The 14,236-nt window shown below is 59.5% G+C and carries 13 protein-coding genes; 10 read left to right on the forward strand and 3 right to left on the reverse strand.

Annotated features, from left to right (window positions below; all coding sequences use genetic code 11):
* Positions 1 to 8 precede the first annotated feature (8 nt).
* From AB4Z53_RS23035 to nuoG, 9 genes are all read left to right on the forward strand, one after another.
* Entirely contained in the window at positions 9 to 1,484 is a 1,476-nt protein-coding gene (locus AB4Z53_RS23035; RefSeq protein WP_441597831.1) for an NADH-quinone oxidoreductase subunit M, read from the forward strand.
* Positions 1,481 to 2,920: an NADH-quinone oxidoreductase subunit N gene (locus AB4Z53_RS23040; RefSeq protein ID WP_441597832.1), complete on the forward strand. Its 1,440-nt coding sequence runs from the start codon at positions 1,481 to 1,483 to the stop codon at positions 2,918 to 2,920. Before AB4Z53_RS23035 ends, AB4Z53_RS23040 begins: the two co-directional genes overlap by 4 nt.
* A gap of 154 nt (positions 2,921 to 3,074) precedes the next feature.
* Positions 3,075 to 3,440: an NADH-quinone oxidoreductase subunit A gene (locus tag AB4Z53_RS23045; protein ID WP_113540277.1), complete on the forward strand. Its 366-nt coding sequence runs from the start codon at positions 3,075 to 3,077 to the stop codon at positions 3,438 to 3,440.
* On the forward strand, positions 3,428 to 3,931 hold the full coding sequence (locus AB4Z53_RS23050; RefSeq protein ID WP_113540276.1) for a NuoB/complex I 20 kDa subunit family protein: 504 nt from the start codon (positions 3,428 to 3,430) through the stop codon (positions 3,929 to 3,931). Before AB4Z53_RS23045 ends, AB4Z53_RS23050 begins: the two co-directional genes overlap by 13 nt.
* On the forward strand, positions 3,928 to 4,482 hold the full coding sequence (locus AB4Z53_RS23055; RefSeq protein WP_441597833.1) for an NADH-quinone oxidoreductase subunit C: 555 nt from the start codon (positions 3,928 to 3,930) through the stop codon (positions 4,480 to 4,482). The genes AB4Z53_RS23050 and AB4Z53_RS23055 overlap by 4 nt, the downstream gene beginning before the upstream one ends.
* Before the next feature lie 74 nt (positions 4,483 to 4,556).
* The gene (gene nuoD / locus AB4Z53_RS23060; RefSeq protein WP_441597834.1) at positions 4,557 to 5,771 is read left to right on the forward strand and encodes an NADH dehydrogenase (quinone) subunit D; all 1,215 of its coding nucleotides are present in this window, start codon (positions 4,557 to 4,559) and stop codon (positions 5,769 to 5,771) included.
* A 17-nt stretch (positions 5,772 to 5,788) separates the two neighbouring features.
* The gene (gene nuoE / locus AB4Z53_RS23065; RefSeq protein ID WP_291164723.1) at positions 5,789 to 6,280 is read left to right on the forward strand and encodes an NADH-quinone oxidoreductase subunit NuoE; all 492 of its coding nucleotides are present in this window, start codon (positions 5,789 to 5,791) and stop codon (positions 6,278 to 6,280) included.
* A 4-nt stretch (positions 6,281 to 6,284) separates the two neighbouring features.
* The gene (nuoF, locus tag AB4Z53_RS23070) at positions 6,285 to 7,547 is read left to right on the forward strand and encodes an NADH-quinone oxidoreductase subunit NuoF (RefSeq protein WP_441597835.1); all 1,263 of its coding nucleotides are present in this window, start codon (positions 6,285 to 6,287) and stop codon (positions 7,545 to 7,547) included.
* A 30-nt stretch (positions 7,548 to 7,577) separates the two neighbouring features.
* Entirely contained in the window at positions 7,578 to 10,145 is a 2,568-nt protein-coding gene (gene nuoG, locus AB4Z53_RS23075) for an NADH-quinone oxidoreductase subunit NuoG (protein WP_441597836.1), read from the forward strand.
* Positions 10,146 to 10,194: 49 nt separating this feature from the next.
* Here nuoG and AB4Z53_RS23080 read toward each other — a convergent pair whose 3' ends face one another.
* The 3 genes from AB4Z53_RS23080 to nuoH form a co-directional block, all read right to left on the reverse strand.
* Positions 10,195 to 10,635, reverse strand: coding sequence for a CBS domain-containing protein (locus tag AB4Z53_RS23080; protein ID WP_113540270.1), 441 nt, complete (start codon positions 10,633 to 10,635; stop codon positions 10,195 to 10,197).
* Between the two features lie 45 nt (positions 10,636 to 10,680).
* Positions 10,681 to 11,247 carry an NADH-quinone oxidoreductase subunit I gene (locus AB4Z53_RS23085; protein ID WP_441597837.1) on the reverse strand — a complete coding sequence of 189 codons (567 nt, stop codon included), beginning with the start codon at positions 11,245 to 11,247 and terminating at the stop codon, positions 10,681 to 10,683.
* 106 nt (positions 11,248 to 11,353) lie between these two features.
* Positions 11,354 to 12,349: an NADH-quinone oxidoreductase subunit NuoH gene (nuoH, locus tag AB4Z53_RS23090; RefSeq protein ID WP_113540268.1), complete on the reverse strand. Its 996-nt coding sequence runs from the start codon at positions 12,347 to 12,349 to the stop codon at positions 11,354 to 11,356.
* A gap of 436 nt (positions 12,350 to 12,785) precedes the next feature.
* On the opposite strand from nuoH, the gene AB4Z53_RS23095 reads away from it, so the two are divergent.
* Positions 12,786 to 14,045, forward strand: a complete 1,260-nt coding sequence (locus tag AB4Z53_RS23095; protein ID WP_113540267.1) for an ABC transporter substrate-binding protein — start codon at positions 12,786 to 12,788, stop codon at positions 14,043 to 14,045.
* Positions 14,046 to 14,236: the final 191 nt, after the last annotated feature.

Below are 14,236 nucleotides of genomic sequence, written 5' to 3' on the forward strand. Positions count from 1 at the left end.
GGGGTGCCATGACCTTTCCACTGCTCAGCCTCATCGTCCTTTTGCCCGCCGCAGGTGCCGTGGTTTTGTTGCTGCTTCGCAGCGATGATGCGGTCAGATGGACGGCACTCGCATTCACCGTGCTCGATTGCGCGCTTGCGCTCTTCATGCTCTTAGGCTTCGATCCGACGACCCACGAGATGCAGTTCGTCGAGAGGCGTCCCTGGGTGCCCGCACTCGGCATCACCTATGCGCTTGGCATCGACGGCATCAGCGCGCTCTTTGTATTCCTGACCACACTCCTGGGCTGGATCTGCGTGCTTGCCTCCTGGGTCGCCATCGACCGCAAGGTCAAGGAATTCATGATCAGCCTGCTTGCCATGCAAGCCCTTATGCTTGGCGTGTTTTCGGCTCTCGACCTCTTCCTCTTCTATGTCTGCTGGGAGGCGATGCTCATACCGATGTACCTGATCATCGGTATCTGGGGCGGCGAGGGGCGGGTCTATGCCGCCTTCAAGTTCTTCCTCTATACGCTGACAGGCAGCTTGCTCTTTCTCGTCGGCGCGATTGTGCTCTATCTTCAGGGCGGCCGGACATTCGACATTCTCGCGCTCATGGGTACGGACCTGCCCTTTACGACGCAGTCCTGGCTATTCTTTGCCTTCCTCGTCGCTTTCGCGGTCAAGGTACCGATGGTCCCGCTCCATACCTGGTTGCCGGATGCTCACGTCCAGGCGCCGACCGCCGGCAGCATCATCCTTGCCGGCGTTTTATTGAAGATGGGGGCATACGGTTTCCTGCGCTTCTCCTTGCCGATGTTGCCGGAAGCATCGGTTCACTATTCGACGCTGATGATGGCGTTGTCGGCCTTGGCCATCGTTTATGGCGGCTTTCTCGCGTTGGCGCAGGACGACTTCAAGAAACTGGTGGCCTATTCCAGCATTAGCCACATGGGTTTCGTGACGCTTGGGATATTCGCCCTCAACCGGCACGGCCTCGAAGGCAGCATCCTGCAGATGTTCAATCATGGCGTGACGACCGGCGCCTTGTTCCTCTTCGTCGGCCTGATCTACGAGCGGACCCACACCCGCAGCATCGCCAATTATGGCGGCCTGATGAAGGTGGCGCCCGTCTATACCGGGTTCCTCGCCCTGTTCGTGCTGTCGTCGATGGCGTTGCCAGGCACCAATTCATTCGTCGGTGAATTGCTCGTGCTCTCCGGCGGCTTTGCAGCCAACCTCGCCACCGGTGCGGCGGCCGTTCTCGGTGCCTTGCTGGGCGCGGCCTATCTGCTTGGAATGTACGGAAAGGTGGCGCTCGGCCCGGTAAATGTCGTCGACCGGTTCAAGATTCGTGACGTCAATGCGCGCGAACTGACAGCGATCCTGCCGCTTGCCGTTTTCGTGCTTTGGGTCGGGCTCTATCCCAAGCCGTTTCTCAACGTCATCGACAGTTCCGCCACGCATCTCCTGGAAGAAGTGCGCAGCAAGGGGGGAAGCCCATGACGGCGGCAACACTCCTTTCGTGGATTGTCGCGAGCCTGCCGGAAATCCTGGTGGTCACAGGGGCCTGCATCCTCTTGATCGTGGGGCAACTCGTGCGCAAGGACCAGGGACACGTCCTCGTCTGGGCTTCCGTCGCGGTTGTTATCATGGCGGCACTTGCGACATTCATGCTGGCGGGCGAGGCGCGGCCGGCCTATGCGGGCATGTTCATTGCTGACCGCTTCGCCGCCTTCTTCAAGTTCGTGTTTTACCTGGCGACGGTATTCACATTCCTGCTCTCGCGAAAATATGCCGATATCGAAGACATCGGCAGCAGCGAATATTACGTGCTGCTGCTCTTTGCGCTTTCCGGCATGATGATCATGGCTTCGGCGACCGACCTCCTGTCGATCTATGTCGGCCTCGAATTGATGGTTCTGAGCACCTATGTGCTAACCGGCTTCCTCAGGCGCGAGCAACGCTCGAATGAGGCGGCGCTGAAATATGTGATCCTGGGCGCTGTCTCGACCGGAATATTCCTCTACGGGGTCTCGCTCGTCTATGGCCTCACCGGCACCACGCAACTGGATAAAATGGCAGCTTCGATAACCGGCGAGCCGCTCGACCCGGGATTGCTGCTCGCGGTGGTGTTCGTCGTCGCGGGGCTGGTCTTCAAGGTTGGCGCCGTGCCGTTCCATATGTGGGTGCCCGATGTCTACGAAGGCGCGCCGACGCCGATCACCGCCTTCATGTCGGTGGGCCCGAAGGCGGCCGGTTTTGCCGTGATCCTGAGAGTGTTCCTCAATCCGCTGGTTGCTGCCTCCAATGTCTGGATCATCGTGGCCATCATTGCTGTGGTGACGATGGCGCTCGGCAGTTTCGTGGCGCTGGTGCAGGACAATTTCAAACGCCTACTTGCCTATTCCAGCATCGCGCATGCGGGATTTGCAATTTTCGGCATTGTGGCTGGCGGTACGGACGGGACCGCCAGCGTCATGCTCTACCTTTTGATCTACACCTTTATGAATCTCGGCATCTTCGGCGCCGTCATCATGATGCGCAATGGCAACTCTTCGGGCGAAGTCATCGAAGACTATTCAGGTTTCGCCAAGCTGCATCCGGGCCTGGCTCTATTGATGCTGATCTATCTTTTTTCGCTTGCCGGCATTCCGCCGACGGCCGGGTTCTTCGCCAAGTTCTACGTGCTCGTTGCTCTTGTCGAGCGAGGCTTCGTCATTTTGGCGGTGATAGCCGTGCTCTTGAGCGCGGTTGCCGCCTATTTCTACATCCGCATCGTCATGGTCATCTTCATGCGCGAGCCCGCAAGAACGTTCGAGCCGGCGCTGACGCCCATGGTCGGCGCCACGCTCGCGCTCACCGCCGTCGGCACAATCGGCATTGGCCTGTTTCCGGCATGGTTTCTAAGGCTTGCTCAACAATCGGTGTTTGGCGGCTGATCGATCGTGTTTGCAATGGTCTAAACGACGGAATAAACTAGAAGTTCAAGAAAGGAATGCCCAAAATCGCTTCCCGGGGCGACCGCGCTACCGGCCCAAAAAGGCCTTGATCGCGGCTTGAGCACTGCCCCGACGGGTGACCGGGCAATGCGAGATGACTGCAACGGAATTCCTGCCGGTTCTTTTCATGATCGCCGGAATTGTTCTGGTGGCAGGTGCGACGCTTTTTATCTCCTCGCTGCTGCGCCCCTCCAATCCCTACCGAGAAAAGAACATGCCCTATGAGTGCGGCGTGGATCCGGCTGGCGAAGCCGCCGGTGGCCGGTTCAGGGTCCAGTTCTTCATCCTTGCGATCCTGCTCGTCATCTTTGATGTCGAAGCGATGTTCCTCTTTCCTTGGGCCGTCGTCCTCAAAGAAATCGGGATCGTCGGCTATCTTGAGATGTTTGTCTTCATGGTGCTGCTTCTCGTGGGCTTCGCCTACGCCTGGCTGAAGGGAGCGCTGGAATGGGAGGAATAGGAAACGCGATCCAGGACAGTGTCCTTTTCACCTCGGCCGAAAGCGTCATCAACTGGAGCCGAAGCTCAGCCCTTTGGCCAGAGACCTTCGGCATCGCCTGCTGCGCCATCGAGATGATCTCAGCCGGGTGCGCGCGCTATGATCTCGACCGGTTCGGAGTGGTGTTTCGCCCTTCGCCGCGGCAATCCGACGTCATGATTATCGCCGGCACCGTTACACGGAAGTTCGCCCCCGTCGTGCGAAGGCTTTACGACCAGATGCCGGAGCCGCGCTGGGTGATCGCGATGGGCACCTGCGCGATATCGGGAGGGGTCTATAACACCTATGCGGTTGTGCAAGGGTCGGAAACCTTCGTGCCCGTCGACGTGCATGTGCCCGGCTGCCCGCCAAGGCCCGAAGCGCTGATGCATGGTTTCCTTCTGCTTCAAGAAAAGATCAAGAAGTCCCGTGCGCTGGCCGGGACCAGGCTTGATCGGGCTGAAGCGTCATGAGCGTCGAGCCGTCTCTCAATCATGCTTTGATCCTCGCCCGCTTCGGAACGACTATCGAAGACCTGGGGACGGCGCATGGCGTCGATGTCTTTACCGTTCTGCCAGATAGGCTCATCGAATTCTGCCGGTTCCTGAAGGAGGACCCGGGGCTGCAATTCAATTTCCTCTCGGATATCTGCGGGGTCGATCACTACCCACAAGCCCCTCGCTTCGAGACGGTGTACCACCTCTATTCGTTGCCCAACCGGTGGCGTGTTCGCATCAAGTGCTTTCTTGGCGATCCGCCACAGGTCCCCACGGTAACCGGCGTCTGGCGAACGGCCAACTGGCACGAACGCGAGGCCTGGGACATGTATGGCATCCGGTTCGAAGGGCATCCCGACCTCAGGCGGATCTACATGTGGGAAGGCTTCGAGGGGTTCCCCCAGCGCAAGGACTTTCCGCTCAAGGGCTACAAGGACAAGCTCAATCCGTTTGGTGCCGAAGGTCCGCCGCCGACACAGCCTGATTTGACCACCCGGGACATTCCACAGAGCGGGAAGAGCAACTGATCATACAAAGCTCAGGTCGGCGCGACCCAGAGACATTGTAACCCAAGGAGGCCGTTTAACGCCGGAGAGTTGAGATGACCGAAGTCACCGAGCTCACGAGGCTAGAGGGCGAAGCGCTCAACAGCAAGGAAGTGCTTCTCAACCTCGGTCCACAGCACCCCAGCACCCATGGGGTTCTTCGGCTGGTCCTTAAACTCGATGGCGAGATTGTCGAGCGGGTGGACCCTCATATCGGCTATCTCCACCGCGGTACCGAGAAGCTGGCGGAAAGCTTCACCTATACCCAGATCTTTCCGCTGACGGATCGGCTCGACTATCTCTGCCCGCCATCGAATAACTTGGGCTTCGCGCTGGCCGTCGAGAAGCTTCTTGGCATTCAGGCCCCGATCCGGGCGCAATATATCCGCGTCATGATGGCGGAACTCGCACGGATCTCCGGCCACCTCCTGATCACCGGCGCGCTGCCAATGGATCTCGGTGCGATGACCGCTCTGCTTTACGTCATGCGGGAGCGTGAAATGATCATGGATCTTCTTGAAATGATCACCGGCGCACGCATGCACACGTCCTTTTGCCGCGTCGGAGGGGTGCGCGAGGACCTGCCTGAAGGCTTTTTCCCCAAGATCCGGGAATTCTGCGACATCTTCCCAAGCCGGATCCGGGACTATGAGCGCCTGCTTGAAGACAACCGGGTATTCCTGAACCGTACGCGGGGCATCGGCGTCATCGCCGCAGAAGATGCAATCGACCTCGGCTTGAGCGGCCCGAACCTTCGCGCATCCGGTGTCGACTGGGACATCCGTCGCGACGAACCCTACGAGATTTATGATCGGCTCAAGTTCGACGTCATCACCCGAACTGAGGGCGATTGTTATGCGCGCTGGCGTTGCCGCGTCGACGAGATGCGCGAAAGCCTTCGGATCATCGAACAATGCATCGAACAGATGCCCGAGGGGCCATTCCAGATCGACGTCCCGACGATCGCCTTCCCGGTCGACAAGCAAAGGGTGCATTGCTCGATGGAGGCCCTGATCCAGCATTTCGACCTCTCTGCCTACGGCTTTGACGTGCCGGCAGGCGAAGTCTATTCCGCGATCGAGGCACCCAAGGGGGAACTCGGGTTCTACATCATCAGCGACGGGTCGCCGAAACCGTTCCGGATGAAGGTCCGGGCGCCTTCGTTCGTCAATCTCCAGGGGATCTTCGGGGTCACGAACGCCCGTTACCTCGCAGATATGATCGCAGTGCTTGGTAGCCTCGATCCGGTGATGGCGGAGGTGGACAAGTAACCAGGAATTGGGCTGCAATGACGATGCGCGAAAAGATAAAAGAGGCTGCAACGCGGTATCCCGACCAGCGCTCGGCGATCATGCCCGCGCTTCTCATTGCCCAGCGCGAACATGGCTATCTGCCGGGCGTAGTGCTGGAAGAGGTCGCCGAAATCCTGGGTGTCGAGCGGATCTGGGTCTACGAGCTGGCGACGTTCTACACGCTCTTCCAAACCGAGCCCATTGGCAGGTTCCATCTGCAGCTCTGCAACAACGTCTCCTGCATGCTGTGCCACTGCGAGGACCTGTTGCGGCATCTGGAGCAAGTGCTGGGGATCGAACGGGGCGGGACGACCCCGGATGGCATGTTCACGCTTTCGACCGTCGAATGCCTCGGCGCCTGCGAGATGGCTCCGGTCATGCAGGTCGGTGACGACTATCACGGAAACCTCGACGTCGCGGGCATCGACGGGCTCTTGGACAGGTTGCGCACGATGGGCGCCGATCTGACCGAAACGCAACCGGGATAGCGCCATGTACGAGCCGGTCCTTCTGAAAAACCTCGATGTTGCAGACGCCCATCTCCTGGCGACCTATGAAGCCGGCGGGGGTTACCGGGCCCTCAACAAGGCGCTCAAGGAACATACCCCTGAAGAGATCATCAACCTCGTCAAGACATCGAACCTGCGCGGTCGCGGCGGTGCCGGATTTCCGACGGGCATGAAGTGGAGTTTCGTGCCGAAGGGGAACAGACAGAAATATCTCTGCTGCAATGCCGATGAAGGCGAGCCAGGCACCTTCAAGGACCGCATTATCATGGAGCGTGACCCGCACCAGCTGATCGAGGGCATGGCGATCGCCGCCTACGCGATCGGGGCAGAAGTGGCCTATGTCTATATCCGCGGGGAATATGTGCTTGCGATGCGGCGACTTGAACGGGCGATCGCCGAGGCCAAGGCCAAAGGTTACCTGGGGTCGCGGATCCTGGGTTCGGACTTCAATTTCATCGTGCATGTCCATTGCGGCGCGGGTGCCTATATCTGCGGCGAAGAGACGGCGATGCTTGATTCACTCGAAGGCAAAAGGGCGCAGCCGCGCCTGAAGCCGCCATTCCCGGCAGTCGCGGGGCTCTATGCCAGCCCGACCGTCATCAATAATGTCGAGACCCTGGTGTGCGTGCCACATATCGTTGCGCGCGGCGCCGATTGGTTTCGCTCGATCGGCCCGGCAAAGAGCCCGGGCCCGAAACTCTACTGCGTCAGCGGGCAGGTGCGCAAACCGGGGCTCTATGAGCTTCCGATGGGAATTCCGCTTCGCGAACTGGTCGAGGATCATGCCGGCGGGGTGCCTGCCGGACGCAAGATCAAGGCGGTCATCCCCGGCGGCGTTTCAGCACCGGTGATCCCGGAACACGGCCTGGATGTCGGGATGGATTTCGACTCGCTCGCAGCCGTCGGTTCGATGCTTGGCTCGGCAGGCGTCATCGTCGTCGACGACACCACATGCATGGTCAAGGTCGCGACCCGGATCGTGGAGTTCTTCCACCACGAATCCTGCGGCAAGTGCACCCCTTGCCGCGAAGGGTTGAACTGGGCGGTGAAAGTGCTGCGCCGGATCGAAGCCGGTGAGGGTGCGCCCGGCGACATGGAGCAACTGGACATGCTTTGCAAAGGCATTTTCGGCAATACCTTTTGTGCCCTGGGGGACGGAGCGGCGATGGGCTTGCGCGCCTCGCTTGCGAACTTCCGGGATGAGTTCGTCGCCCATATCGAAGAACGGCGCTGTCCGTTCCACTGAGAGCACCCTAGCCAAAAGGGCGTGTAGGTCATGGTTAGCGTTACGATCAATGGACAAACAGTTGAGGTCGAGCCCGGCTCAACCATTTTGCAGGTCGCCCGCCGATTGGGCATCGATATTCCAACCTTTTGCTACCTGAAGCGCCTGCCGCCGCTTGCCTCTTGCCGCATGTGTCTCGTGGAGATCGAGGGGCTGCGCCGTTTGCAGCCGTCCTGCGCCACGGCTGTCACCGACGGCATGGTCGTCCGTACGGACACCTCTTTGATCGACGAAACGCGTTCTTCCATGCTCGACATGCTGCTCGCCAATCATCCTCTCGACTGTCCGATCTGCGATAAGGGCGGCGAGTGCGAGCTTCAGGACATGGTAATGGCCTACGGTCCCGACAAAAGCCGGTTTCGCGATCCCAAACGCGTGTTCCATTCGCGTGACATTCGCTTGAGCCCAGTCGTCATCATGAACGTCAATCGCTGTATCCAGTGTCAGCGCTGCGTGCGGATGTGCGAGGAGGTCGTCGGCGCCGTTGCGCTCGGAACGGTTGAAAAAGGCATGGATACGGCTGTAACCGGGTTTGAGGGGAGCCTTGCCAGTTGCGACCAATGCGGTAACTGCATCGAGGTCTGCCCGGTCGGTGCGTTGATGAGCTTTCCCTATCGATACAAGGCACGGCCCTGGGATCTTGCCGAAACCGACACTGTCTGCCCGCATTGCGGTACGGGTTGTCAGGTGACTGTTGGGGCACGCAAAGGGGAGTTTATGCGGGTCCGCTCCAAGGAGGAGCACGGCGTCAACCGAGAAACCCTCTGTGCGCGCGGCCGCTTTGGCCTTGACTTCATCGAAGGGCATGATCGGGTCAAGCGGCCGATGATCCGCCGCGATGGCGTCCTTGTTCCAGTCTCCTGGGACGAGGCAGGAAGTCATCTGCGCCGGCGGCTGGAGGAGGTCCACGGCAAGGCGGTCGGTGGAGTTATATCGGCACGCTTGCCCAACGAAGTGCTCTACCAATTCCAGAAGCTGCTGCGGACCGTCTTCCTCACCAACAACATTGACTGCTCGTCGCGCTGGTCCACGCGTTTCGATGCGCTTGCCCCCATCTTGGCGCGCTATACCCGCGCCCCTCTTAATGAGGTGCTTGGCAAAGAATGTGTGCTTGTCATCGGCGGCAACGTGACAGAGGAGAACCCGGTCACAGAATATCTGCTGCGTGATGCCGCAAGGCGACGCAAGACCGGGCTTTTCATGCTTACAACCCGGCCGTCCCGTCTCGACGACGATGCGGAAGCGGTGGTTCGCGTTGCGCCCGGTGCGGAAGCAATGAAACTTCACGCAATTGTTGCCGGCCTTGCCGCAGTGGCCGAGAAAAACCTCGATAGCGAGACACGCGCGGCGCTGGGGCCGACAATCGGCAGCGTGGTGGCCGACGAAGACGTCGATCGCCTGGTTGCTGCGCTCAAGGATCGAAAGACGATTTCGCTCTTTGTCAGCGTCGACCTGCTGCGGTTGCCCGAAGCGCGCGCGACATTCCAGCAACTGAGCAACCTCCTGCAGTTACTTGAGATCCTTGGCAAGGATGCGTCGTTCCAGGTCCTTTTTGACCGCGCCAATCAATTGGGTAGCTGGGATATGGGCGTTCTGGCGGGAGCTTTGCCTGGGATGCGGGTCATCAGTGACGGTGCTGTGCGCAACGCCTTTGGCCGAGACTGGGCTACTGAAATCCCAAATGAGCCCGGCGCTGACCTCGACGAGATGCTGGATCTTTGCGTCTCTGGAAAGATGGGCGCGCTTTACCTCATCGGAAGCGACCCGTTGATCGCTTATCCGGACCGGGAGTTCGTGGCCGAAGCCCTTGGCGCCTGCGATCTCCTGATCGTGCAGGACAGTTTCCTGACAGAGACAGCCGCACTGGCCGAGGTCGTTTTGCCCGCGGCGGGATACGGCGAGGAGCCGGGCACATTCACCAACAATGAGGGGCGCGTCCAGAAGGTCCGCAAGTTCCGCGAACCCGTCTTCGAGGCACGAAATAATCTGGAGATCTTCGATTTCGTCGCAGCACTGCGTGGCCGCAAATTGCAGCATTCGACGCAGAGCGAGATTTTCAAAGAGATTGCGCGGACCGTTCCATCCTATCAGGGGCTGAGCGAAGACGAAATTGGCGCCGACGGCGCCTTCACCACGACAAGCGCGATATCGCCTGGCAGCGCATTTTCCGCGTTGCCGCCTTCTTGCACAACTGCCGACGGCCTCATGCTCGTCACAGGCAACTGCCTGTTCCACAACGGCTACCTTTCGGAGCGCTCGGAGATCCTGAATACGGTCGCCAACGACCCTTACGTCGCGATGAACGCGCTGGATGCTCAAGAATTGGGGCTTTCGGCCGGTGACCAGGTGACCGTTTGCTCAACCCGGGGCGCGCTGGTAGCGGCGCTGAAGGTCGAGAGGCAGTTTCCAAGACGCCTCGTATTTGTCCCTGAAAACTATCGGTCCCTACGCCTCAACAGCCTGATGCGGCGCGGTGAGTACCCGTGCCCGGTTGAGGTCAAACGCGTAGCGACGGCAGAGCAAGCCGCGGTCACGAACCGGGTCTGGCGTGGACCGTGATCGTTGACCTGTGGCTCTGCGTAGCCACGGCCGACAGGCTCGAAACCCTTCAATGATAACCGGCCCCGGCTATGTAGTCGTGCAGGTGCAGTTCTGTGCGCTGTGCTTCCTCAAGCCGGTGCTTGACCACGTCGCCGATGCTGACAACGCCGACAAGCGCCTCCTCCTCGATGACGAGCACATGACGTGTGCGCCGCTGGGTCATGATGCCCATGACCACCGGCAACCCATCGAGGGCCGAGCAGACCGCAACATTGCGGTTCATGATTTCAGCGACCGGCATTAGCGCCGCCTCGGGGCCGTACTCCGCAAGAGCATTGCAACAATCCCGCTCCGATAGCGTGCCCAGATATCGTCCAGGCGCGTGGCTGACGACCACGAAGCCGATATTGTTGTCCCGAAACAGCCTGAGGACTTCCACCATCGACTGGTCCGGAGCAACAGCAATGACGCCGGCACCCTTGTCTTTTACGATTTCGCCGACAAACATCTGACCCTCCTGCCTACGCGCGGCGGCCTGACAGATGGCGCGCGTTCACGTCCGCCGGATATTCCGCCACCAGTTATAACCATTCGACTCCTTAGTCTCGACCAACACGTCCGCTTTGGTGTTCAGACGCGCGGCGACGACGCCACCGCCGGTCAATGCCTTTCCCGGTTTGCCAAGGAGGTCGTCGCGCCCGATCACCAGGTCACGCGAGGAGAAACTTGAGAACTCGTACTGCTGACCGAGTGCGATCGCGTCTGCCGGGCAGGCGTCTTCGCATAGGCCACAGAACAGGCATCGGGCCGTGTCGATCTCGAATTTGGCGGGGTGGCGGTTGCCCTTCTCGTCCTCATAGGGGACGACCTCGATGCAATCGCAGGGGCAAATCCGCGCGCAGAGTTCGCAGGCGACACATTTGATTTCGCCTTCGTCGTCACGTTTGAGGAAGTGGTGTCCGCGATAGCGCGCGTAGGGCAGCCATTTCTCCTTGTCCGGATACTGCATGGTCACGGGCTTGGAGAACATGTAACCAAAGGTCAACCTCAGGGCGCGTGCCAGATCGGAAAACAGCGCCCATCCGATCCAAGTTGAAACTCTGTCGAGCACGCGTGCCATCGCCGCGCCGTTCTACGGCGCCGTTGTGCGCGACGAGGCGCTTCAGTCGCCGTAGCCCTTTGATTTGCTGCGAGTGTCCTGATCCAGGAAAGACGCAGTGGAGCCTCTATGACCCCTGAGAAAAAGCAATTCCGGTGATAAGTATGTTCGCCAAGGACAGAGGAAGCAAGACTTTCCATCCGATCGCCATCAGTTGATCATAGCGGTAGCGAGGCAACGTGAAGCGAAGCCACATGAACAGGTAGACGAAGATTGCTACCTTGAGCAGGAACCACAGGAGTGGTGGCAACGGCAGGAGTATTCCGTTCCAGCCGCCGAAGAACAGGATCACCGAAAGCACGGATACGAGCAGCATGATGACGTACTCGCTGACCATGAAGAACGCGAAGCGTATGCCGCTATATTCGGTATGGAACCCGGCGCCGAGATCGCCTTCCGCTTCAGCCAGGTCGAAGGGAATGCGCTGCGCTTCGGCCAAGCCGGCAACGAAGAACACGAAGAACCCGATCGGCTGATAAACGATGTTCCAGACATCGCTTTGGGCGCGCACGATATCTACGAGGCTCATCGATTGCGCCAGCATGACGACGCCGATGACCGCAAACCCCATGGGAATTTCGTAGCTGATCATCTGTGCGCAGGTTCGAAGACTGCCGAGCACCGCGTATTTGCTGTTGGCGGCCCAGCCGCCGAAGATGACACCGTAGACCTCGAGGCCGATCACCGCGAAAACAAAGAGCAGGGCCACGTTCAAGTTGGAAACGTAAAGCGTGATCTCGGCATTCAGCACCGAGACCTTCTCACCGAACGGGATCGCGACAAAGACGACAAAGGGTGGTGCAAGTGCGAGGATCGGCGCCAACTTAAAGAGGAAGCGGTCGGCATCTAAGGGAATGTGGTCCTCTTTCGTCAAGAGTTTGATTCCGTCGGCCAAGGGCTGCAAAAGACCGTGCCAACCGACGCGCATGGGACCCATTCGCTGTTGCATATGCCCGGCAACTTTGCGCTCCAGCCAGGTTAGCGGCAAAGGCAGAAGAAGCAGCATTGCAATCAGCAATGCGATCTTGATGGCGATCAGGCCAAGGGCGAAAAAAAGTTCCATGATCCGCGGCCACCTGGTCAAAAGGCCGATACGCGACTGGAGTTTGCCTAACCTACCCCCTGAGAACTTCGGGTACGTCTAGCTTGTCCTACTTTCTCACGAAACGACGGCTTTCGACAAGCGGCGAGAATGGCGAGGCTGAGCGTGACTAGAGACGAACCGGTCTGCCAATACCCACGTGCTCGCTCGCGGCGCTCACCCTCAACCACCGCGCGGGAGACGCAATCTCAAATAACAGCATTCCCTAATGCAACCACTCTGATTACGGCTTCCGATGTGGTAAACTTGACGCGGGAGCAACAGCCGGCTCTAGGAGACGTCGGCCTCCTCGTTCAGTCGTTCGTATATGTCGAGGCAACGTCTCCGTCAGGCCGGACAAAGGTCGGGCCCATTTCGACGTGTGCCTCGACCAGGAACTCGGAATGGGAGGTGTGCAATGGTTCGAAAACTGTTTCTCGCCCTGGCTGTCGCGGCGTCCGCGCTTGCGATCAATGGAGCCGCGTGGGCCGACATCACTATCCTCGTACCGTCGGGCAGTGAAGGGGACGGCTTGAGGGCTGCGGCCGAAGACTATGCAAAACTGAAGGGGGTCAAGGTCGAAGCCGTGCAGGCGCCCTATGCCAATGTCTTCGAGCAGGGCGCCAATGCTGGCGCGACCAAATCAGGCGTCTTCGACATCATCCTGATGGACGATCCGTGGATTCCGTTCTTCGCCGAGAATGGGCATCTGGAGGATCTGATGCCGTTCTTCAAGAAGGCTGGCTTGGAAGGGCCAGACAGCGACTTCCTGTCGAAGTCTCTGGCGATCTGCCGCAACCCATATAACACAGGGCCTTATGTCTGCCTGCCCTATGTGGGAAACGCGCAGATGTTCTTCTATGACGCTGCCAAGTACAAGAAGGCGGGGGTCGGAGCCCCGAAGACCTGGGATGACGTTTTGAAGGCGAGCGCGGCGCTGACCAAGGACGGCGGAGGGCGCTATTTCGGCTACGTCTTCCGCGGCGGTCAGGGCAACCCGGTCGTTGCCGACTTCATGCCGATCTTCTGGTCCTATGGTGCGGATCTTTTCAATGCCGACCGGTCGAAAGTGACGATTGATACGCCGGAAGGCGCCGCCGCAATGAAGACCTTCATGGCCTTGCGTGACGTCTCGCCAAAGGGTGTCGAGAGCTACAATGCCAACGAAGTGGGTACGGCACTCGCCGCCGGTACGGCAGCGTCCTCGATCAACTGGCCAAACTGGGTCGCAACTTTCGAAGATCCCAGCCAATCGAAGATGGTCGGCAAGATTTCCTACGGCCCCATTCCGGCCGGAACCAAGCCCGGCAGCTCGGAAATCGGTCACTGGACCATGGGCATCATGTCGGCGTCCAAGAACAAGCAGGAAGCCTTCGACTTCATGCTGTGGGCGACTTCCAAGGAACAGATCAAGATTTCCGCCGAGCGCGGCAATCCGCCGGTCAGGGCCTCGGTCTTCACCGATCCAGAGCTGACCAAGCAGGAGAAGTTCCGACACTATCCGGTGCTGATGGAGGCGATCCAGGCATCGACGCCGCGTCCGCGTCATCCGAAGTGGCCGGAGATCGAGAATGCCTTTGGCATCGAACTCTCAAAAGCAGTCGCCGGCACTGTCACGCCAGAGGAAGCCCTGAAAAACTCGCAGGCAGCGGTGGAGCAAATCACCGGCCTTAAGTAATCGGTGCTGCATGTTCGATTTGATGGCCGACTGAAGGACAAGACGTCCGGCATTCAAAGTATGAAAGCGACCTTTGCGCGGTTGATAGGACGCGCAGCGCTGGAGGCCGGGCGCATGGGGTTTCGCCCCTCGTGGCCCGGCCGCACGATTGGTCCAACGCGTTGCAAAAGCCGGGAGCACGCTTTTTGGGA

It is taken from the genome of Ensifer sp. 2TAB8 (genome assembly GCF_052115125.1).
Lineage (GTDB): Bacteria > Pseudomonadota > Alphaproteobacteria > Rhizobiales > Rhizobiaceae > Ensifer.